The organism is Streptomyces sp. NPDC041135, assembly GCF_055592085.1.
Genome location: NZ_JBVIYZ010000018.1, coordinates 72,537 through 94,121, shown reverse-complemented (window position 1 = coordinate 94,121; position 21,585 = coordinate 72,537). Strand labels below are relative to the sequence as shown.

17 protein-coding genes are annotated in these 21,585 nt (G+C 72.1%); 11 read left to right on the top strand and 6 right to left on the bottom strand.

Annotation, left to right across the window (positions count from 1 at the left end):
• Positions 1-25 precede the first annotated feature (25 nt).
• The 3 genes from nhaA to ACZ6CZ_RS29565 form a co-directional block, all read right to left on the bottom strand.
• The gene (gene nhaA / locus ACZ6CZ_RS29575; protein ID WP_469027241.1) at positions 26-1,462 is read right to left on the bottom strand and encodes a Na+/H+ antiporter NhaA; all 1,437 of its coding nucleotides are present in this window, start codon (positions 1,460-1,462) and stop codon (positions 26-28) included.
• Positions 1,463-1,767: 305 nt separating this feature from the next.
• Entirely contained in the window at positions 1,768-3,726 is a 1,959-nt protein-coding gene (gene acs, locus ACZ6CZ_RS29570) for an acetate--CoA ligase (protein ID WP_469027238.1), read from the bottom strand.
• A gap of 230 nt (positions 3,727-3,956) precedes the next feature.
• On the bottom strand, positions 3,957-6,668 hold the full coding sequence (locus ACZ6CZ_RS29565) for a SulP family inorganic anion transporter (protein WP_469027235.1): 2,712 nt from the start codon (positions 6,666-6,668) through the stop codon (positions 3,957-3,959).
• Between the two features lie 343 nt (positions 6,669-7,011).
• Here ACZ6CZ_RS29565 and ACZ6CZ_RS29560 point away from each other — a divergent pair, with 343 nt between their 5' ends.
• Positions 7,012-8,274, top strand: a complete 1,263-nt coding sequence (locus tag ACZ6CZ_RS29560; RefSeq protein ID WP_469027231.1) for a polysaccharide deacetylase family protein — start codon at positions 7,012-7,014, stop codon at positions 8,272-8,274.
• 86 nt (positions 8,275-8,360) lie between these two features.
• On the opposite strand, the gene ACZ6CZ_RS29555 is transcribed toward ACZ6CZ_RS29560, so the two are convergent.
• Positions 8,361-9,341 (bottom strand): ATP-binding protein, encoded by a 981-nt coding sequence (locus tag ACZ6CZ_RS29555; protein ID WP_469027229.1) that lies wholly within the window; start codon positions 9,339-9,341, stop codon positions 8,361-8,363.
• Between the two features lie 101 nt (positions 9,342-9,442).
• Here ACZ6CZ_RS29555 and ACZ6CZ_RS29550 point away from each other — a divergent pair, with 101 nt between their 5' ends.
• Positions 9,443-10,267 carry a Fic family protein gene (locus ACZ6CZ_RS29550; protein ID WP_469027227.1) on the top strand — a complete coding sequence of 275 codons (825 nt, stop codon included), beginning with the start codon at positions 9,443-9,445 and terminating at the stop codon, positions 10,265-10,267.
• 453 nt (positions 10,268-10,720) lie between these two features.
• On the opposite strand, the gene ACZ6CZ_RS29545 is transcribed toward ACZ6CZ_RS29550, so the two are convergent.
• Complete coding sequence (locus tag ACZ6CZ_RS29545; RefSeq protein ID WP_469027224.1) at positions 10,721-11,554, bottom strand: HAD family hydrolase; 834 nt, start codon at positions 11,552-11,554, stop codon at positions 10,721-10,723.
• Positions 11,555-12,133: 579 nt separating this feature from the next.
• Here ACZ6CZ_RS29545 and ssd point away from each other — a divergent pair.
• From ssd to ACZ6CZ_RS29510, 7 genes are all read left to right on the top strand, one after another.
• Positions 12,134-13,237 carry a septum site-determining protein Ssd gene (gene ssd / locus ACZ6CZ_RS29540; protein ID WP_469027222.1) on the top strand — a complete coding sequence of 368 codons (1,104 nt, stop codon included), beginning with the start codon at positions 12,134-12,136 and terminating at the stop codon, positions 13,235-13,237.
• Complete coding sequence (locus ACZ6CZ_RS29535; RefSeq protein ID WP_469027219.1) at positions 13,234-14,523, top strand: TadA family conjugal transfer-associated ATPase; 1,290 nt, start codon at positions 13,234-13,236, stop codon at positions 14,521-14,523. The genes ssd and ACZ6CZ_RS29535 overlap by 4 nt, the downstream gene beginning before the upstream one ends.
• Positions 14,524-14,531: 8 nt before the next feature.
• Positions 14,532-15,383, top strand: coding sequence for a type II secretion system F family protein (locus ACZ6CZ_RS29530; protein ID WP_469027217.1), 852 nt, complete (start codon positions 14,532-14,534; stop codon positions 15,381-15,383).
• A complete protein-coding gene (locus ACZ6CZ_RS29525; RefSeq protein ID WP_469027215.1) occupies positions 15,380-16,165 on the top strand; it encodes a type II secretion system F family protein in 786 nt (261 codons plus the stop codon). Before ACZ6CZ_RS29530 ends, ACZ6CZ_RS29525 begins: the two co-directional genes overlap by 4 nt.
• Before the next feature lie 175 nt (positions 16,166-16,340).
• Positions 16,341-16,553, top strand: a complete 213-nt coding sequence (locus ACZ6CZ_RS29520) for a DUF4244 domain-containing protein (RefSeq protein ID WP_469027212.1) — start codon at positions 16,341-16,343, stop codon at positions 16,551-16,553.
• A 22-nt stretch (positions 16,554-16,575) separates the two neighbouring features.
• Positions 16,576-16,935: a TadE family type IV pilus minor pilin gene (locus tag ACZ6CZ_RS29515; RefSeq protein WP_469027210.1), complete on the top strand. Its 360-nt coding sequence runs from the start codon at positions 16,576-16,578 to the stop codon at positions 16,933-16,935.
• Positions 16,936-17,120: 185 nt separating this feature from the next.
• Positions 17,121-17,483, top strand: a complete 363-nt coding sequence (locus ACZ6CZ_RS29510) for an Rv3654c family TadE-like protein (protein WP_469027297.1) — start codon at positions 17,121-17,123, stop codon at positions 17,481-17,483.
• Here the strand turns inward: ACZ6CZ_RS29510 and ACZ6CZ_RS29505 are convergent.
• The gene (locus tag ACZ6CZ_RS29505) at positions 17,480-19,981 is read right to left on the bottom strand and encodes a DEAD/DEAH box helicase (RefSeq protein ID WP_469027208.1); all 2,502 of its coding nucleotides are present in this window, start codon (positions 19,979-19,981) and stop codon (positions 17,480-17,482) included. The genes ACZ6CZ_RS29510 and ACZ6CZ_RS29505 overlap by 4 nt on opposite strands.
• Before the next feature lie 81 nt (positions 19,982-20,062).
• Between ACZ6CZ_RS29505 and bldG the strand changes: the two genes are divergently transcribed.
• Together bldG and ACZ6CZ_RS29495 are read left to right on the top strand one after the other, a co-directional pair.
• Positions 20,063-20,404: an anti-sigma factor antagonist BldG gene (gene bldG / locus ACZ6CZ_RS29500; RefSeq protein ID WP_010986038.1), complete on the top strand. Its 342-nt coding sequence runs from the start codon at positions 20,063-20,065 to the stop codon at positions 20,402-20,404.
• A 151-nt stretch (positions 20,405-20,555) separates the two neighbouring features.
• Positions 20,556-20,993 (top strand): ATP-binding protein, encoded by a 438-nt coding sequence (locus tag ACZ6CZ_RS29495; RefSeq protein ID WP_469027205.1) that lies wholly within the window; start codon positions 20,556-20,558, stop codon positions 20,991-20,993.
• The last annotated feature ends 592 nt before the right edge of the window (positions 20,994-21,585 follow it).

The following is a 21,585-nucleotide window of genomic DNA, read 5'->3' as shown; positions in this document are numbered from 1 at the left end:
GTCGCGTTGTGTACCGTCCGTCAGATCATGCCGGACGGTCGTCCTCCTCGCCTGCCCCGCCCGCCACTTCGGCAACCGCGTGGCGCGCCGCGGCCATCTCGGCGGCCAGCCGCCGGTGCTCGGCCGCCTTGCGTTCGTGGATCACCGCCATGCGCAGGTGGTACGCCGGCTCGTGCTGTTCGTAGATGTCCGGGACGCCGTCCTGGTCGTCGTCCCGCTCCTCGTCCTCGCACAGCCGGCGGTAGCGGGTGTTGCGCAATTTGAGCAGGACGGTCGCGCAGGCGGCCGCGATCACCGATCCGCTGAGCACGGCCGCCTTGACCTCGTCGGTCAGCACGGTGTCGCCGGCGAAGGCCAGCTCGCCGATGAGCAGCGAGACCGTGAAGCCGATCCCGGCCAGGGAGGCGACCGCGAAGACGTCGGCCCAGGCCAGGTCGTCGCTGAGCGAGGCCCGGGTGAAGCGGGCGGTCAGCCAGGTGCCGCCGAAGATGCCGAGCGTCTTGCCGACGACCAGGCCCAGGACGACGCCGAGCGTCTCCGGCTCGGTGAACACGTCCCGCACCGCCCCGCCGGAGACCGGCACACCCGCGCTGAACAGTGCGAACAGCGGCACCGCCAGGCCGGCCGACAGGGGCCGCACCAGGTGCTCGACGTGCTCGCCGGGCGACTGCCGCTCCCCCTCGCGGGTGGTGCAGCGCAGCATCAGGCCCATGGCGACGCCCGCGATGGTGGCGTGGATGCCGCTGTTGTACATCAGCGCCCAGATGACCAGGCCCAGCGGCACGTACACGTACCAGCCGCGGACGCCCTTGCGCAGCAGCAGCCAGAAGAGCAGGAGCCCGGCGGCGGCCCCGCCGAGCGCCGCGAAGTCGATCCGGTCCGTGAAGAAGATCGCGATGATGAGGATGGCGAACAGGTCGTCGACGACCGCGAGAGTCAGCAGGAAGGCGCGCAGGGCACTGGGCAGGGATGTGCCGATGACCGCGAGGACGGCCAGCGCGAAGGCGATGTCGGTGGCGGTCGGCACCGCCCAGCCCTGAGCGGAACCGCCGCCGATGAGGGCGGTGAGCACGTAGACCAGCGCCGGTACGGCCATGCCGCACAGCGCGGCGACCACCGGCAGGACAGCGGCCTTGGGGTCCTTGAGGTCTCCGGCGACCAGCTCGCGTTTCAGCTCGATGCCGGCGACGAAGAAGAAGATCGCCAGCAGGCCGTCGGCGGCCCAGTGCTCGACGGAGAGGTTCAGCCCCAGCGCCTCGGGACCGAAGTGGAAGTGGCTGACGGCTTCGTAGCTGTGGTGCGTGGCCGGGATGTTCGCCCAGGCCAGCGCCGCGATCGCGGCGATCAGCAGCAGGACGCCGCCGACGGTCTCGGCGCGCAGCGCGTCCGCGACGAAGGTCCGCTCGGGCAGGGAGAGGAGTCCGAACACCTTGCGGGGCTTGCTGCTGGGTGGCGCGGCCACGGGGGAGACCTCCGGGTCGGTACGGCTACGGCGCCGGCGAAGGGATCGCCGACGGTGCTGCCGACCAGACTTCCCGGCTCACCCTGAGGAAATCAGCTTACCCGCTCATCAGACGCTCCTCATAGACGAAAGGGCCGAAAGGATCATTTCGGGCGAGGGCGAGGCGAGGGTGAGGGTGCGGGTGGGGATGGGGGTGGGGTGGGGATGGAGGCGGGGTGGTGGGCAGGGAGACAGGACAGGGGGCACCCCTCGCGTCGAGGTGCCCCCTGCCGTGCCGCGCTGTTGTCGCCGGCCGGATCTCCCGGTCAGTCCTCGTTGCTCGCGCTGGGCAGGTTGCTCTGGATGAGGTCCATGACGGTGGAGTCGGTCAGGGTGGTGACGTCGCCGAGCTGGCGGTTCTCGGCCACGTCCCGCAGCAGCCTGCGCATGATCTTGCCGGAGCGGGTCTTGGGCAGCTCCGCCACCGGCAGGATCCGCTTGGGCTTGGCGATCGGGCCGAGTGCGGCGCCGACGTGGTTGCGCAGGCCCGCGACGAGCTGGTCGTCGTCGGCGTTCGCCGTGCCGCGCAGGATGACGAAGGCGACGATGGCCTGTCCGGTGGTCTCGTCCGCGGCGCCGACCACGGCCGCCTCCGCGACGGCGGGGTGGGAGACCAGCGCGGACTCGACCTCGGTGGTGGAGATGTTGTGGCCGGAGACGAGCATGACGTCATCGACCCGGCCGAGCAGCCAGATGTCGCCGTCGTCGTCCTTCTTCGCGCCGTCACCGGCGAAGTAGCGGCCCTCGAACCGCGACCAGTAGGTGTCGAGGAAGCGCTGGTCGTCGCCCCAGATGGTGCGCAGCATCGACGGCCACGGCTCGGTGAGGACCAGGTAGCCACCGCCGCCGTCGGGGACCTCGTTCGCCTCGTCGTCGACGACCGTCGCGCTGATGCCGGGCAGCGGGCGCTGTGCCGAGCCGGGCTTGGCGTGCGTCACGCCGGGCAGCGGGGAGATCATCATCGCGCCGGTCTCGGTCTGCCACCAGGTGTCCACGACGGGGGTGCGGTCGGCGCCGATGTGCTTGCGGTACCAGACCCACGCCTCGGGATTGATCGGCTCACCGACCGAACCCAGGACGCGCAGGGACGACAGGTCGAACTTCGCGGGGATGTCGTCACCCCACTTCATGAACGTACGGATCGCCGTGGGCGCCGTGTACAGGATCGTCACCCCGTACTTCTGCACGATCTCCCAGAACCGCCCCTGGTGCGGGGTGTCCGGCGTGCCCTCGTACATGACCTGGGTGGCACCGTTGGCGAGCGGTCCGTACACGATGTAGGAGTGCCCGGTGACCCAGCCGACGTCGGCCGTGCACCAGTACACGTCCGTCTCCGGCTTGAGGTCGAACACCGCCCAGTGCGTGTACGCCGTCTGGGTCAGGTAGCCGCCCGAGGTGTGCAGGATGCCCTTGGGCTTGCCCGTCGTGCCGGAGGTGTACAGGATGAACAGCGGGTGCTCGGCCCCGAACGCCTCCGCGGTGTGCTCGGCCGGCTGCCGCTCGACGATCTCGTGCCACCACACATCCCGCTCACCGTCCCAGGCCACCTCCTGCCCGGTGCGCCGGACCACCAGCACGTGCTCGACACCGCCGGCGCGCTGCACGGCGTCGTCCACGGCCGGCTTCAGCGCGGACGGCTTGCCGCGCCGGTAGCCGCCGTCGGCGGTGATCACGATCTTGGCGTCGGCGTCCTGGATGCGGGTGGCGAGCGCGTCCGCGGAGAAGCCGCCGAAGACCACCGAGTGCGCGGCGCCGATGCGGGCCGAGGCCAGCATGGCGACGGCCGTCTCGGGGATCATCGGCATGTAGATGGCGATCCGGTCGCCCTTGCGGACCCCCAGCTCCAGCAGCGCGTTCGCCGCCCGGCAGACCTCGTCCTTCAGCTGGGCGTAGGTGATCGCGCGGCTGTCACCGGGCTCGCCCTCGAAGTGGATGGCGACCCGGTCGCCGTGCCCGGCCTCGACATGCCGGTCCACGCAGTTGTACGCGACGTTCAGCTCGCCGTCCTCGAACCACTTGGCGAACGGCGGGTTCGACCAGTCCAGCGTCTGCGTCGGTTCCTTGGCCCAGGTCAGCCGGCGGGCCTGCTCGGCCCAGAAGCCGAGCCGGTCAGCCTTGGCCTGTTCGTACGCCTCCGCGGTGACATTGGCATGCGCGGCCAGGTCGGCGGGCGGCGCGAACCTGCGTTCTTCCTTGAGCAGGTTGGCCAGGCTCTCGTTGCTCACGACATCTCCCTTTCCAAGGGTGTCCGTTGTGTCCCAGACCACAGCTCATCAGACCTGAGGGCCCGCTGACAAGGGTGAACGGACAATTGGTTTAGACCTGTGGGTCGGTCGGTGTCAGCCCTGCTCACGCATACTCACGGACGCCGACCAGCCCCAGTTCAGCCCCTGCGCGGTCACCCGGGCGCACCCCTGGGCACCCTCCTCGACACCTCGGCGTGTCGCGCCGGGCGTCAGACCGGGTCGGGCACCTCGGCCGCGGCCCCCGCGACATGCCCGAACACCGGGTCCTCGGCCGCACGGTCCAGCAGGTAGGCCTGCGCCTCACCCACGTGGAAGTACATCCCGTGCAGCTCCAGCGTGCCCGCCCGCAGCGCCCGCGCCACCGACTCGTGCGCCCGCAGGTGCTCCAGCTGCTGGACGACGTTGGTCAGGCACAGCTGCTCCACCGTGTCCGCGGGCGCCCGCCCGGTCAGCCGGGCCCAGGAGCGGTCGTCGTCGGCCATCCGCTCCAGGCTCGGCAGCCCGTGCCGCAGCCACCGGCCCAGCGGGGTCGCCGCCCGACCGGGGTCGGCGGTCAGCAGCGCCTGCATCGCCCCGCACCCCGAGTGCCCGCACACGGTGACGGACCGGACCTTCAGCACGTCCACCGCGTACTCGATCGCGGCTGCCACCGAGTCGTCCCCGTTCTCCTCGCCGGGCAGCGGCACCAGGTTGCCGACATTGCGCACGACGAACAGGTCACCCGGACCACTTGCGGTGATCATCGACGTGACGAGCCGGGAGTCGGCGCAGGTGAGGAAGAGCTGCGAGGGCTGCTGCCCCTCCCGCGCCAGCCGCGCCAGCTCCTCCCGCACCAGCGGGGCGGTGTTCCGCTGGAACGAGCTGATGCCACGGGCCAGTTCCTGCGCCGACGAGGTGAACGACGCCTGCGAGGACGGCGCGCAGGGAGCCGTGGAACCGTCGGTGCCGAGGGCAGCGGGGTGCGAGGTGGGTGAGGCGGGTGAGGTGGCAACCGGGGAGAACGTAGGCGTAGAGGTGGGTGTGGGTGTGGGGGTGGACTGGGGCTTCGGCGTGGGCGGTTGTGCCTCTCTGTCGCGGGCGTCGAGGGTGTCGTCGGCAGGGGTCTGCTCGCTGTCCGAGCCGGTGGCGACGAGGGTTCCGGCGCCGTTGGCGGTCCGGGTTCCGGTGGTCACCTCCGTGTCCTCGGGTTCCCGCGGATCTGTCTCTCCTTCCGGTGTGTGGTCCGCCCGGGTGCCGGACGGCATGTCGCACTGGTGGTTGCGCCACGGTGTCCAGGGACGGCAGCGGCACAGGGCGGAGGCCGGCGGCTCGGCGGCCCGTACTCCGGCGCGCCTGCCGGTCAGTTCGGCCGAACCACCGCGCGCGGCATGGGCGTTCTGCCAGTCCTGCAGCGCCTCGTAGGCCGCGTGGTCCATGAACGAGCCGTCCAGCTCCACGACGGCGCGCGCGCCCTGGGGCACCTGGTGCAGGGCTCTGCTGAGCCGGGGGACCGCGAGGAAGGTCAGCTGCCCCCGGACGTGTACGTGATGGACTCCTCCGCTCTCCTCGTGCGTGATGCGGGTGTGGGACAGACGGTGCAGGGCGACGGCCACGGCCACGGCGACACCGAGAGCCACACCATGGAGGACGCCGAGGAAGACCACGCCGAGGGTGGTGGCGGCGTAGACGAGCACTTCCCGGTGGCGGGTCACCGTGCGGATGTGGTGCAGGGACACCATCTGGATGCCGACGGCCATCACCAGGGCGGCGAGCGAGGCGAGGGGGATCAGCTCGAGGAGCGGGACCATCAGCAGCGCGGCGACTACTACGAGAACGCCGTGCAGCATCGTGGAGTTCCGGCTCAGCGCGCCTGAGTTCACGTTCGCCGAACTCCGCACCGCCACCCCCGCGACCGGCAGCCCGCCGAGGGCGCCCGAGACGACGTTGGCGGCGCCCTGTCCGAGAAGTTCGCGGTCCAGGTCGGAGCGCCCGACGCGGGCCTGGGCCCCGCCGCGGCCGGCCACCAGCTTGTCCACGGCCACCGCGCCGAGCAGCGACTGCACACTGCACACCAACGTGGTGGTGAGCACCGCGGCCGCGATGCCGAGCGCCGGTCCCTCGGGCAGTCCGGCCAGGGCGTGACTGCTCCAGGACGGCAGGTCGACCCGGGGCAGGGTGAGCCCGGTGAGCGAGGCGGTGACGGTGGCACCGGCTACGGCGACCAGGCCGGCCGGGACTCTTCGCAGCGCCCGGCCCGCGCGGCCCGGGATGCGGGGCCAGGTCAGCAGCAGGGTCAGGGTCAGGGCGCTCATCGCCAGGGCGGCCGGATGGACGTGGGCCAACTGGGCCGGCAGCGCGGCCAGATTGGCGAGGACGGAACTGTCCGGGCTGCCGCCGAGCACGATGTGCACCTGGGCGACGGCGATGGTGACGCCGATGCCGGCGAGCATGCCGTGCACCACGGCCGGGCTGACGGCCAGGGCACCGCGGGCCACGCGCAGGCAGCCGAGACCGAGTTGGGCGAGTCCGGCCAGCACGGTGATGCCGCACGTCGTCCGCCAGCCGTACCGGTGGATGAGGTCGGCGGTGACGACCGTGAGTCCGGCGGCGGGGCCGCTGACCTGGAGCGGACAGCCGCCGATCCGTCCGGCGACCAGCCCGCCGACCGCTGCGGCGACCAGACCGGCCTGGAGCGGCGCGCCGGTGGCGAGGGCGATGCCGAGAGACAGGGGCAGGGCGATCAGGAAGACCGCGACGGAGGCGGACAGATCGGCGCTCTCCGGGCGCAAGCGCCGTCGGTGCGCCGGCGGTGAACCGGACGGCCCAGGCGGGTGATTGGCGGGTGCGGTGTCGGTTACGGAGTCGGTGGCGGGGTCGGTGGCGGGGCGGTCCCCGGCTCCGACGCCGGGGGTCTCGGGCTGGGTGGGTACGCAGGCTGACATGTTCCCGTCTCCTCCGGGGCAGCGCGGTCGCGGAAAGGGTGGTGGGTCCCTCGTCGATGGGCGGGAGGCTCGGTCGCGGCCGTGGGTCACGGCATGCAGCGGCGGGATGAATCAACGCTCGGTAAATGAATCGTAATGCAGAGTAAAGGTCAGGCATGGATTTACCGGGCAAATGGTGCATCAGTTCACCCCGAAGGGTGATGTGGGCATTTCATCGGCTTGTCGTACTAATTCCTTCTCGACCCCGTGCGACCTTGGCGGCGCTGTCGGCTGAAAACCGGCACAACACCAGAAAACGCCCTGACCAGCGTTCGCCTGAGAGAAGGAAGAAGGTGGGCGGAACATGGCCGCCACCCAGAGGATCGCCGCCGGCGCCATGGCCGCCGCGGCCTGCGCCACGTCACTCGCCGGTTGTGCCGGAGGCGGCGGTGCCAAGGAAGGGGCGCCCGGCCCGCAGAAGGCGGCACCGGCACCCCAGAGCGTCGTCCGGCTGATCGGCGACGGCTCCACCGCGTACACCGGGGCCCAACCGCACCTGCCCCGACCCGAACGGCTGAAGACCGGGCAGAAACCGCCCCAGTTCGTGGTCTTCTCCTGGGACGGCGCGGGCGAGGACAGCCAGAAGCTGTTCTCCCACTTCCGCAAGGTCGCCAAGGCCAACAACGCGACGATGACCTACTTCCTCAGCGGCCTGTACATGCTGCCGGAGGAGAAGCGCGACCTCTACAAGCCGCCCCAGCACGAGCCGGGCAGCTCCGAGATCGGTTTCAACGACGAGCAGGGCATCGCCGACACCGTCCGGCAGCTACGGCTGGCCTGGCTGGAGGGCAATGAGATCGGCACCCACTTCAACGGCCACTTCTGCGGCGCCGAGGGGGGCGTAGGCCAGTGGTCGGTCGATGAATGGAAGAGCGAGATCGCCCAGGCCAAGCAGTTCGTGAAGACGTGGAAGACCAACACCGGACTGAAGACGGCGGCCCCGCTGCCCTTCGACTACGACAAGGAGCTGATCGGCGCCCGCACCCCCTGTCTGGAAGGGCAGAAGAACTTCATGAAGGCGGCCGCTGACCTGGGCTTCCGCTACGACACCAGCGGCGTCAACGACCAGGTCTGGCCGAGGAAGAAGAACGGGCTGTGGGACCTGTCGATGCAGCTGGTCCCCTTCCCCGGCCACACCTACGAGCAGCTGACCATGGACTACAACTTCATGGTCAACCAGTCCGGCGCCACCACTCAGGGCGACCCCGACAAGTTCGACTACTGGGGCGACCAGATGCGCGACGGCCTGCTCAAGGGCTTCTACCGGGCCTACGACGGCAACCGCGCGCCCCTGATCATCGGCAACCACTTCGAGTCCTGGAACGGCGGCACCTATATGCGGGCCATCGACGAGGTCGTCAAGGAGGTCTGCACCAAGCCCGACGTGCGCTGCGTGTCCTTCCGGCAGCTCTCCGACTGGCTGGACGCGCAGGACCCGGCGGTCCTCAAGCGGCTGCGCGCGCTGGAGGTCGGTGAGGCCCCCAGGCAGGGCTGGGCATCCTTCCTGGCGGGCCGCCCGGCTCCGGCGCCGAAGGGCGTACCCGGGGCGCCGGCGCTCAAGCAGTGAGCCGTCCTGTCCGGCCGGTGACCGTCGCGACGGGGCGGTAGCCCTCGGGCGAGGCCCGCCCAGCCGTCGCGGTCTGCCGGTAGCCGTCAGGCGGGGGCGGCCACGCCCTCGCTGAGGACGAAGCCGGGGTCGACCTGCGCTGCCAGGTCGGCTCCGGTGCGCTCGTTGGCCCATGCCTGTGCGTTCTTCAGGTGGAAGTGCACCATCTGGCGGGTGTAGCGCTCCCAGTCCCGCTGCGCGTACGTCGCGTCGACAGACGCCTGAAGCGTCTGCAGGGCAAGGGCATTGGCGTCCTCCAGGAGGTCGAACCGGGGCGGCCGGCCCTTCTCCGCCGCGCGGACCCAGTCCGAGTTCCCGACGGTCACCAGCAGGTCCTCCCCGACCTCTTCACGCAGGAAGTCGAGGTCGTCCTGGCTCTGCACCTTGTTGCCCACCACCCTCAGCGCGATGCCGAAGTCTCGGGCGTACTCCTTGTACTGGCGATAGACGGAAACCCCCTTCCGGGTCGGCTCCGCGACGAGGAAGGTCATGTCGAAGCGGGTGAACATGCCCGAGGCGAAGGAGTCCGAGCCCGCCGTCATGTCGACCACGACGTACTCGTCGGGGCCGTCGACGAGGTGGTTCAGGAACAGCTCCACCGCTCCGGTTTTTGAGTGGTAGCAGGCGACCCCGAGGTCGGCGTCGGTGAAGGGGCCGGTGACCATCAAACGGACCGCGCCACCGTCGAGTTCCACCGGGCGCGCGCAGGCGTCGTAGACCCCGTTGGGCTCCCCCACCCGGACCAGCCGGGACCCTGTGCCGGGCGGCGTCGTCTTGATCATCGTCGCTGCGGAGGTGATGCGTGGGTTCGTCCCGCGCAGGTAGTCCTTGATCAGGGTCAGCCGGTCCCCCATCGCGGGGAGCGCGGCCGCCTCCGCGTCACCGAGGCCGAGTGCCGCGCCCAGGTGCTGGTTGATGTCGGCGTCGATGGCGACGACCGGTGCGCCGCCGGCTGTGAGATGGCGGATGAAGAGGGAGGAGAGCGTGGTCTTGCCGCTGCCGCCCTTTCCGACGAAAGCAATTTTCATGTTCACGAAGCGTAGTGGAGTGGTAGCGCTGGGTGGCAGAGGTGAGTGAAGAAGACCACTCCTTCGTGGGGTGTGACGCCGAGGTGCGTAGGGTCGTACTCATGAGTACGACAGGTGCGTCCGCCGACCCGCTCGCGACCCTGGGGTCGCTGCCCGGCGTGGACGAGTCGGTGGAGTCCGTGCGCAAGGCCGTGGACCGGGTCTACGGGCACCGGATCATGCGGCGCCGCAGCAACGCGATCACCTCCGAGGCCGCGCTGCGCGGCGCCCGCGGGTCCGCGGCGCTCTCCGGGGCCGACTGGGAGCTGGAGGAGGTGCGGCGGCGCACCGACTTCAGCGGCGACGCCGAGGCCAGGGTCGTGGGCGCGGCGCTGCGGCTGACCGCCGAGGCCGGCCAGCTGCTGTCCATCTGGCGACAGTCGCCCCTGCGGGTGCTCGCCCGGCTGCACCTCGTGGCCGCCGCGTCCGCGGCGGACGAGGTCGGAAGGCCGCGCCGGGCGGGCGAGCCCGTGGACGAGCCGCTGGTCGAGCAGCCGCTGCCGGACGCCCGCGAGGTGTCGGGCCGCCTGGAGGGCCTGTCCCAGCTGATCGTCGCGGGCACCTCGGCGCCGGCGCTGGTGACGGCGGCCGTGGTGCACGGCGAGCTGCTCGCGCTGCGCCCCTTCGTCTCGTACAACGGCCTGGTCGCCCGGGCGGCCGAACGGCTGGTCCTGATCGGCAGCGGCCTCGACCCGAAGTCGGTGTGTCCGGCCGAGGTGGGCCATGCCGAGCTGGGCCGCGCCTCCTATCTGGCCGCCCTCGACGGGTACCTCTCCGGCACCCCGGAGGGCATGGCGGCCTGGATCGCCCACTGCGGCAGGGCGGTCGAACTGGGCGTGCGCGAGTCGACGGCGGTGTGCGAGGCGCTCCAGCGGGGAGCCGCGTAGCGGGCCTACGGGCCTACGGGCCTACGGGCCCGGGCATGCGGCTCTGTGGGTCCGGGGTCGCGGACAAGGGCCCGGGCAAGGGTTGCGGCGGTACGAGTTCTCGTACCGCCGCTGGCATGACCACCGGGTTACCAGGCGTCCTCGAATGTCGCCCATCAGGCCGGGAACTTCGCCCGTGCCTGGTGCGGCTGGCCCGTAATCGACGGGTCGACGTCGCGTGGGTGCCCGGTGTTCATGCTCGGTCCGTGGGGCCAATTTGCGTTCTAAAGGTGATCCTTTCGGATGTCCTTTGGTCTCGCGGGCCGCTAGCTCCTTTGTACTGCAAGCCGGGAGCAAGCGGAACCCCTGCCTGCACTTCTTTACTTTTGGGTTCAAACGGGCCGAAGCGGGCGTGGCTTTCGCTGGGGGATCGCACGCCGCCCGGCGGGGTCCGGGCGGCTGTGGCGTGCGCGCTCAGGCGAGGGAGTTGCGCCGGCGGTTCGCGTACCAGACGAGGCCGGCGGTGGCCGCCGCCGCCCCTATCGCCGCCATCGCCACGAGCGCCGGGCGAGGCGGCACCGAGAGTGTCGGCAGCCGCTTTTTGAGCCGTACCGGGCGGTGGAAGTCGAGGATCGGCCACCCGTGCGCCAGGGCCTCGCGGCGCAGCGCGCGGTCCGGGTTCACGGCGTGCGGGTGCCCGACCGTCCGGAGCATAGGCAGGTCGGTCGCCGAGTCGCTGTAGGCGTAGCAGCGTTCGAGGTCGTACCCCTCCGACGCGGCCAGATCCCTGATCGCGTCGGCCTTCGTGGGGCCATAGGCGTAGTACTCCACCTCCCCGGTGAAGCAGCCGTCCGCGCCGACGACCATGCGGGTGGCCACGACCCGGTCGGCGCCGAGCAGTTCACCGATCGGCTCGACCACCTCCGCGCCGGACGTGGAGACGATCACGACGTCCCGGCCGGCCATGTGGTGCTCCTCGATGAGGGAGGCGGCCTCGTCGTAGATGATCGGGTCGATGAGGTCGTGGAGGGTCTCGGCGACGATCTCCTTCACCTGCTCGACGTTCCAGCCGCGGCAGAGTGCGGACAGGTACTCGCGCATGCGCTCCATCTGGTCGTGATCCAGGCCGCCGGCCAGGAAGACGAACTGGGCGTACGCGGTGCGCAGCGCGGCCCTGCGGTTGATCAGGCCGCCCTGGTAGAAGGACTTGCTGAAGGTGAGCGTGCTCGACTTCGCAATGACCGTCTTGTCCAGGTCGAAGAAGGCCGCCGTGCGGGGCGAGGAGTGGTTTTCCACGACCCCGAGCATAGGCGCCCACCATTCGGCGTAAGGTGGGGCGTGTGGGTTTGCCTGAGAAGGCTCTCGGGTACACCATGGAAGTCACGGATCGTTCGCGACCGTGCTAACCCGGCCCGACTCCTCCCCCCCCCGAGTCGGCCGTGGGGACGACCCCCGCTCTCCCCCCCGGCGGGGGTCGTCGCATGTCCGGATGGGTTTTCGCCCTCCTCTCCCTCGCTCCGAGACCTCGTGCCGACCGCAACGGCCGAGGCTTCGCCATGCCCGGGATCGTGACGGTGCGTAACCGTCGGACTGCTCTGTGGAAGTCGCACAAGGGTCGCACCGGACTCACCTCAATGAGTGACGGAGATATCCACAGGCCCTGAGTCGTCCACAGTTTTCGACCAAGATCCACACGATTTCCCGGATCGCTGCACCGTGATTCCCACGCACTCCGGCCGCGCCGAGTTCATGGCCGGTTCCGATTCCCGGAGCGCGTATGGCCGGTTTCTATCGGCCGCTCATTGGAGAACGGATGCCGTTTCTCCGCATGTACCGGAATCGCGTGGCCGGCGGTGAGCGCGGCGCACGCAGCGAAGGGGGACCCACATGGCCGGAACCGTCACCCACGAGCCATCGCCCGCCGCCGGAGGACGGCCCGGGCGACCGCTGATCATCACCGAGGACCCCGTCCTGCTCGACGACCTGCTCCGGCTGTGCGCGGCCGCCGGCGCCACCCCGGAAGTCCACCACGACCTGCCGGAACGCGGCGGGGGCTGGGACGCCGCACCCCTCGTCCTGGTCGGTGACGACGCCGCCCGCCGGGTGCGCGGGGCCGGCCGCAGAAGGGGAGTGGTCCTCGTCGGCCGCGACCAGGACGACTCCGGGGTGTGGAAACGCGCCGTCCAGATCGGCGCCGACCACGTCCTGGTGCTTCCCGACGGGGAGCAGTGGCTGGTCGACCGGATCGCCGACGTCGCCGAGGGAGTCGGCCGCCCGGCCCTCACGGTGGGAGTCATCGGTGGCCGCGGCGGAGCCGGAGCCTCCACACTGGCCTGCGCGCTCGCCGTCACCTCCGCACGCGAAGGACTGCGCACCCTGCTCGTGGACGCCGATCCGCTGGGCGGTGGACTCGACGTACTGCTCGGCGGGGAGACCGCTGAGGGACTGCGCTGGCCCGCCTTCGCCGCCTCGCGCGGCCGCGTCGGCGGCAGCGCCCTGGAGGAGTCGCTGCCCCAGCTGCACTCCCTGCGGGTGCTCAGCTGGGACCGCGGCGACTGCGTCGCCGTCCCGCCGCAGGCGGTCCGCGCGGTGCTGGCCGCGGCCCGGCGACGCGGCGGCACCGTCGTAGTCGACCTGCCCCGCCGCTTCGACGACGGCGTCGCCGAGGCCCTCGCCCAGCTCGACCTCGGAGTCCTCGTCGTCCCCGCCGAACTGCGGGCCGTCGCGGCGGCCGGCCGGGTGGCGGCCGCCGCCGGGATGGTGCTGCGCGATCTGCGAGTGGCGGTACGCGGTCCGTACGCACCCGGACTGGACGACCGCGAGGTGGCCCGGCTGCTCGGCCTGCCCCTGGCCGGCGAAGTGCCCGTCGAACCGGCACTAGTGCGTCCGCACGGCAGCCCGAAACCGGCCGGCGCCACGGGACGCGGACCACTGGCCCGCTTCTGCAAGAGCTTCTGGGAGCGGGCCCTGGTCGAGACGGGTGCCGCGTGAACACGCGGTCCGGGATCGGCCGGACCGACGCCCCCGGGCTGCTCGACGGCGTGCGGCGGTGGCTCGCCGAGAGCGGCGCCGAACCCACCCCCGCGCACGTGGCACAGGCACTGCGGGAACAGGGCAGGGTCCTCGGCGACGCCGAAGTCCTCGGAGCCGCCGAGCGGCTCAGGTCCGAACTCGTCGGCAGCGGGCCGCTGGAGCCGCTGCTCGCCGACCCTGCCGTCACCGACGTCCTGGTCTGCGCACCGGACCGGGTATGGGTCGACCGCGGCGGCGGCCTGGAGCTGACCCCGGTCACCTTCCCCGACGCGGCCGCCGTACGGCGCCTCGCCCAGCGCCTGGCCGCGGTGGCCGGACGCCGGCTCGACGACGCGCGGCCCTGGGCCGACGCCCGGCTGCCCGACGGGACCCGGCTGCACGCGGTACTGCCCCCGGTGGCCGTCGGCTGCACCTGCCTGTCCCTGCGTGTCGTACGGCCCCGGGCGTTCACGCTCGACGAACTGGTCACCGCGGGAACCGTGCCACCGGGCGGGGACGCGATCCTGCGGGCGCTGCTGGAGGCCCGGCTCTCCTTCCTGGTCAGCGGCGGTACGGGCACCGGCAAGACGACCCTGCTGAGCGCCCTGCTGGGGCTGGTCGGACCGGGCGAGCGGATCGTCCTCGCCGAGGACTCGGCGGAGCTGCGGCCCGACCATCCGCACGTCGTACGGCTGGAGACCAGACCCGCCAACCAGGAGGGCGCCGGCCTGGTGACCCTGGAGGACCTCGTGCGGCAGGCGCTGCGCATGCGGCCCGACCGGCTCGTCGTGGGCGAGGTGCGCGGCCCCGAGGTGGTGCATCTGCTGGCCGCCCTCAACACCGGGCACGAAGGCGGGTGCGGCACCGTGCACGCCAACGCGGCCGCGGACGTACCGGCCCGCCTGGAGGCCCTGGGCACGGCCGCCGGGCTCGACCGGGCCGCGCTGCACAGCCAGCTGGCCGCCGCCCTGTCAGTGGTGCTGCATCTCGTCCGGGACCGCACCGGCCGGCGCCGGATCGCCGAGGTGCACGTGCTGGAGCGCGACTCGGCCGGGCTGGTGCGGACGCTTCCGGCCCTGAGGTGGGGGCCGGAAGCCTTCGTGCGGGAGCGCGGCTGGGAGCGGTTGCGGGACCTGCTGGCTCCGCTGACCCGGACGGCAGACGCGTCGCCGCCCGGAGTGCTGGGCGGCAGAACACCGGTGGACCCGGGCGACACGGACGGACTCGGCAGCACGGTGACCGGACGAGGGGAGCGAGGGAGGTGACAGGTGAGATGGCCATGGGAACGGCGGTGATGTGCCTCGGGGCGGCGGCCTGGCTGTGGAGCGGGCGGCAGTGCGGGGCGCGGCGGGCGCGGCTGCTGCTGGCGGACGGCGCCCTGGTGGCCACGGGTCCGCCCGTGCGGGAGCGGACGATCGGTGAACTGCGGCGGCTGCGTTCCCGGATGCGGCCCGAGTGGTGGGCCCTCGGCGCCGGAGTGGTGCTCGCGCTGCTGGGCGCGTCGGTCATTCCGGTCGTCGCGGGGGCGGCCGGTGTGCCGGTGCTGCGCCGGGTGCGGCTGGCTCGGCAGGCCCGGCGGGCGCGGGATCGCCGCGCGGACGCGGTGATCGCCCTGTGCGGGGCGCTCGCCGGGGAGGTGCGGGCGGGGCGGCAGCCGGGCGAGGCACTGCTGCGGGCCGCGCGGGAATCCGGCGGGCTCGGGGAGACACGGGGAGCCGTGGTCGCCGCGGCACGTTTCGGCGGCGACGTGCCGGGCGCACTCGCCGGGGCGGCCAGGCAACCCGGGGCGGAAGGGCTGCTCGGGCTCGCCGCGTGCTGGCGGGTGGCCGTGGACCAGGGCGCCGGACTCGCCGCCGGCCTGGACCGGCTGGACGCGGCCCTGCGCGCCGAGCGGGACCAACGGGCCGACCTGCGGGCCCAGTTGTCCGGGGCCCGCGCCACCGCCGTGATGCTCGCGGCGCTCCCCGCGCTCGGTCTCCTGCTCGGTGCGGCCATGGGCGCCCACCCGCTGCACGTGCTGCTGCACACCGGAGCCGGATGGGGCTGTCTGGCGGTCGGCGCGGTGTTCGAGGGCGCCGGGACGTGGTGGGCGGCGCGAATCGTTCGCGGAGCGGAGGCGGTGTGAACGGGGAAGTCGTCCACAGGCTGGGGATGACCGTCGTCACGGCAGCGGCGCTGGCCTGGCCGGCATGGCGGCTGGAAGCGGCCCGGCACCGGCATCGGATGCGGCGCCGACTGGCCGACCTGGTGGCCGTGGAGCCGGTCGCCCCCGGTCCGCCCCTGCGGGTGCGAGCCGCCCTACGGCGCTGGGCGCCCCTCGCCGGGGTGGTGGGCGCCGGATGGGTGCTGGTCGGCGGGGTCTTCGGAGCACTGGTCGGGCTGGCCGTCGCGGCGGGGCTGTGGCGGTGGCGGCTCCGGCAGAGGCAGGCGACCCCGGCGCAGGAGTACGACGTCGCGCATGCCGCTCGGCAACTCCCGCTCGCCGCGGACCTGCTGGCGGCCTGCATCGAGGCCGGTGCGAGTCCCGTGACCGCGGCTCAGGCCGTCGGGGAAGCCCTCGGGGGACCGGTCGGGGAAGGACTGACGCGGGGCGCCGCGGAGGTCCGGCTGGGTGGTGAACCCGCAGACGCCTGGCGCCGGTTGTCCGGAATGCCGGGAGCGGCTGCGCTGGCCCGGCTGCTGGAGCGGGCCGATGAGTCGGGGATACCGGCGGCCGGTCCCGTCGCCCGGCTCGCCTCGGACGCGCGCGGGGAGTGGGCCCGTGCCGCGACGGCCCGGGCACGCCGGGCGGCCGTCCTGATCTCGGCGCCCGTGGGCTTGTGTTTCCTGCCCGCCTTCATCGCGGTCGGTGTCCTGCCCGTGGTGATCGGGCTGGCCGGCGGGGTGACAGGAGGGGGTGGCGGATGAGACGGCTCGTGAGCGGCCGGCGGACCTCACGGAGGTGATCGGCCAACAGGAATCAAGAAGCACTCAGGGGAGGCCGGAAGACCGGAAGGCCGGAAGACCGGAAGACCGGAGGGCCATGAGGCCAGAAGGCCAGAAGGCCGGAAAACAGGCGAGATCGGTAAGAGAGGGAGTCGAGATGTTCGCGTTGTGCAGCAGGGTCAGGACGGCGGCCTGGGTGTGGGTGCGGTCGTTGCGGAGGCGGGACACGGGGATGGTGACGTCCGAGTACGCCATGGGGATCGTCGCGGCGGTCGGGTTCGCGTTGCTGCTCTACGAGGTTGTGACGAGCGGCCAGGTGAAGGCGGAGCTGCAGGCCATCCTGAAGCGGGCCCTCAGTGCGCGGATGTGAGCGGGGAGCGGACCGCGGGTTCGTGACCGCGGAGGCTGCCGTGGTGCTGCCGGTGCTGGTGGCGTTCACCATGGCACTGGTCTGGGCGCTGCTGGTGGTGGTCGCGCGGATCGAGTGCGTGGACGCCGCCCGCGCCGGCGCCCGGGCCGCCGCCCGCCAGGACCCGGCCCCTGCGGTCCTGGCGGTCACCCGGGAGACGGCACCGCGCGGGGCGAAGGTCACCGTCGGCCGGGAGGGCGACCGGGTCCGGGTGACGGTCGTGGCGAAGCCGCCCGTGCTGGGCGGGCTGCCGTTCGAGGTGCGCGAGGACGCCGTGGCGTCGGCGGAGGAGGCCGTGAGGGCCGGGATGGAGCCTGCGGAACCTGAGGAGGCGGCGCCGTGAGGGGAATCGGTCCGACGACGGCGAATCCGGCTTCGACGGTGGCCGGCGAGACCTGGGAAGGGCGGCTCGGCCGGGCATCGCCCCGCTGCCCGGGAGACGCCGGGAGCCGTCGGCACGGGAGGCGCTGTCGCTGCGGGCAGGGAGGCGGGGACCGTGGGTCCGCCACCGTCTACAGCGTCGGTGCGATCGCCGTGCTGTGCGTGGTGTTCGGTGTCGTCCTCGGGCTGGGCCAGGCCGTCGTCGTCCGGCACCGGGCGGCCGGCGGCGCGGATCTCGCGGCACTGGCGGCGGCGGACCACTGGGCCGAGGGCACCACGGCGGCCTGTGCGCGGGCGGGCCGGGTGGCCCGGGCGCAGGGTGTGCGGCTGGTGCGGTGCGTGATCGTCGGTGACACGTCCGACGTGACAGCGGCGTCGGGAGGGGGGCCGTTCAGAGCGGAGGTCAGGGCCAGAGCGGGGCCTCCGGGAGCGGTACCGCCCACGCCCTCGGCACTGCGGGCGGGAGCGGTGCCGCCCGCGCCCGCGGCATCGAGGGGGGCATCCGGCTAGGAGTCGCCCGGGTCATGTCCCGCCGCGTCGTCCGTCGCGTCAGGCTTCTCCTCCGGTGCTCCGCGCAGCAGCACGGTGAGAAGCCGTACCGCCCCCCTCTTGTGCAGCGGGTCGTTGCCGTTGCCGCACTTGGGGGACTGGATGCAGGACGGGCAGCCCGCCTCGCACTCGCAGGAGGCGATGGCCTGGCGGGTGGCGGTGAGCCAGGCTCGGGCGGTGTGGAAGGCGCGCTCCGCGAAGCCCGCGCCACCCGGATGGCCGTCGTAGACGAAGACGGTCGGCAGCAGGGTGTCGGGGTGCAGCGGGACCGACACACCACCGATGTCCCAGCGGTCGCAGGTGGCGAACAGCGGCAGCATGCCGATCGAGGCGTGTTCGGCGGCGTGCAGGGCGCCGCCGAGGATCTCCGGGTTGATCCGGGCCTCGTCCAGCTGGTCCTCGGTGACCGTCCACCACACCGCCCGGGTGCGCAGGGTACGAGGAGGAAGGTCGAGTTTCGTCTCACCCAGCACCTCGCCGGTGATGAGGCGCCGGCGCAGAAAGGAGACCACCTGGTTGGTGACTTCCACCGAGCCGTAGCACAGGCGGCCCGAGCCCCAGGGGATCTCGACGTCCGTCTCCAGCACGGAGATGGCCGTCGTGTCCCGGGCGACGGTCGAATAGGGCGGGTCGGCCTGTTCGACCAGGGCCACCGAGTCCTCCAGGTCGAGGGAGCGCACCAGGTAGGTGCGGCCCTGGTGCAGGTGCACCGCTCCCTCGTGGACCGCGGAGTGCGCGGCGCCCTCGTCGACCGTGCCGAGCAGCCGCCCCGTGCCCTCCTCCACGACCTGCACCGGACGGCCGCCCCCGCCCCGGATGTCGGTCAGGTCGGCGGCCCGCTCGCGGCGCGTCCAGTGCCACGCCCTGGTCCGGCGGCGCAGCAGCTTCGCGGCTTCCAGCTGCGGCAGCAGCTCCGCGCAGGCGGGGCCGAACAGCTCGAGGTCGTCCTCCGTCAGGGGCGTCTCGGCGGCGGCCGCGCACAGGTGGGGAGCGAGGACGTAGGGGTTGTCGGGGTCCAGGACGGTGGATTCGACGGGCTGATCGAACAGGGCCTCGGGGTGGTGGACCAGGAAGGTGTCCAGCGGGTCGTCACGCGCAACCAGGACGGCCAGGGCACCCTGGCCCGAGCGGCCGGCCCGGCCCGCCTGCTGCCACAGGGACGCGCGCGTGCCCGGGTAGCCGGCGATCACCACGGCGTCCAGGCCGGAGATGTCCACGCCCAGCTCCAGGGCCGTCGTGGCGGCCAGGCCGAGGAGTTCACCGGAGTGCAGGGCGCGCTCGAGGGCGCGGCGCTCCTCGGGGAGATAACCGCCTCGGTAGGCCGCGACACGCCGGGCCAGAGATCGGTCCACCTCGGCCAGCCGCTCCTGGGCTATCACCGCGATCAGCTCGGCGCCACGCCGGGAGCGGACGAAGGCGACGGACCGCACTCCCTGCACGGCGAGGTCGGTGAGCAGGTCGGCCGTCTCGGCGGTCGCGGTACGCCGAACGGGTGCGCCCTTCTCACCGTGCAGCTCGGTGAGCGGAGGCTCCCAGAGGGCGAAGACCAGCTCGCCGCGCGGGGAGGCGTCGTCGGCGACCTCGACCACCGGCAGCCCGGTCAGCCGGCCGGCGGCCACGGACGGCTCGGCGGCGGTCGCGGAGGCCAGCAGGAACACGGGGGAGGCGCCGTAGCGGGCGCAGAGGCGGCGCAGGCGGCGCAGCACCTGGGCGACGTGGGAGCCGAAGACACCGCGGTAGGTGTGGCACTCGTCGATGACGACGTACTTGAGCGACTTCAGGAAGGAGGACCAGCGCGGGTGGGAGGGCAATATGCCGCGGTGCAGCATGTCGGGGTTGGTGAGGACGTAGTTCGCGTACTGGCGGATCCACTCGCGTTCCTCGAACGGAGTATCGCCGTCGTAGACCGCGGGGCGCACGGCGGTGCCCAGCGGTTGTGAAAGTTCCTTCACGGCTCGGCACTGGTCGGCGGCGAGGGCCTTGGTCGGGGACAGGTACAGCGCGGTCGCCCCGCGTCCGTTCGGGGCCTCGGAGCCGTCCAGCAGGGCGGACAGGACGGGCACCAGATACGCCAGGGACTTGCCGGAGGCGGTGCCGGTGGCGACGACCACCGAGTCGCCGTCCAGGGCGTGCTCGGCGGCCAGCGCCTGGTGGGCCCAGGGATGCTCGATCCCGCAGGACTGCAGGGCCGCGATCACCTCGGCGCGGATCCGGTCCGGCCAGACGGCATGCCGACCCGCGCGCGGGGGCAAGTGCTCCGTATGAGTGATGCGCGAAGCCCGGCTCGGCCCGGAGGCGAGCCGGTCCAGGACCGTGCCCGGGGAGAACCCTGGAGCCGTGTCCGCCGAGGGTCGTTCGGATCGGTGATTCTTGGCCATCGGCACCGAGTGTGTCACTGGCGTGACGGACAATGGAGCCAAGGCGTCGTGCACGCCTGCCGGTAAGTGATTGAATGCCATCGCGGCTGGCGAACCGTCCTGGGGGCTTCAAGCCGAGGTGCCCATGGGGCGACCGCTCGATAGCAAGGTGCTGGAGGATCCGTGGACCTGTCCCTGTCGACCCGTACCGTCGGCGATCGTACGGTCGTCGAGGTCGGTGGCGAAATCGACGTATATACCGCGCCCAAGTTGCGCGAGCAGCTGGTCGAGCTGGTGAACGACGGGAATTTCCACCTCGTCGTTGACATGGAGGGCGTCGACTTCCTCGACTCCACCGGGCTCGGCGTGCTGGTCGGCGGCCTGAAGCGGGTGCGTGCCCATGAGGGCTCGCTGCGCCTGGTCTGCAACCAGGAGCGCATTCTGAAGATCTTCCGAATCACCGGCCTGACCAAGGTGTTCCCGATTCACACCTCGGTCGAGGAAGCGGTGGCGGCCACCGACTGACACGTCGAGAACCGAGACCGGGCTGCCGACCGGCCCGGCCGTCGGTCGGCTCCGCCCCGGACCGGTGGTCCGGGGCCAGAAGTTCAGCAGGGGATGCGGGCTCTCGGCGGCCCCGTCCCCGACCGCACGCCCGTAGTTCCGAGGGGGACGCATGGCCACCGTTGAACTCCGCTTCAGCGCGCTGCCCGAGCACGTCCGGACCGCCCGGCTGGTGGCGGCGGCGGTGGCACGCAGGGCCGGAGTGGACGAGGCCGTACTCGACGAGGTCCGCCTCGCCGTGGGTGAAGCCTGTTCCCGTGCCGTCGGACTGCACCAGATCGGCGGGATCACGGCGCCGGTGAAGGTCGCGCTGACCGAGGACGAGAAGCAGTTCTCCATCGAGGTCGGCGACGAGGCACCCCACGCGAGCACCGGTGACCGGGCCTCCGGCGACGCAGCCCCCGACGCGGACGTGGAAGCCGAGGAGGACGAGATGGGCCTCGCGGTCATCAGTGGCCTCGTCGACGACGTGGAGGTCAGCGCCGGGCCCCACGGCGGACTGATCCGCATGACCTGGCCCACCACACCGCCGGTCACGACGATCGTCTGAGCCGCCGGCCCCTGCGGACCGCACGCCTGCCCCTGCGGACCGCACGCCGACACGGACCCGCCGACCCGCCGGGCGCCTGCCGTCCACGCCGGACGTACCGTCCACGCCGGGCCTGCCGTCCGCGCCGGACATGCCGTCCCGGTTGACACGGACGGGTGAATCCCCTCGGTCGGCTTCGACCGCCCCGTCGGGCGGGCTCGACCGCCCCGTCGATCGGCTTCGGCACCCTCGTTCGGCCGAGCCGTCACTCCTCCTTCTCCCTCTGCTCCTTCTCCCTCTTCCGAGCCGCCAGCTTCATGTGAGCCGCTCGCCCCCTCCCTCCCCCCGGCGGACCGTCACGGGTGTCCGAGCCCCGCGCCACGGTGTTGACCCGGCACGCTCCTCCCACCGCTCGCGCCGCACCGCGGGGAGAAGGGCAGCTCAGCAGGGCGTTCGTACTCTTTTTCCGACCCAGCCGGAATTAGTGAATGAATTCACGATCAATAGCTTCATCATTTGATCAAGCGCCGATCGGGCGTCAATGCCTTTGAAGCATTACCTCTTTCGGGTTCAATGGAGTGGCGTGGATCTTTTGCTGGAGAGGATGTAAAGG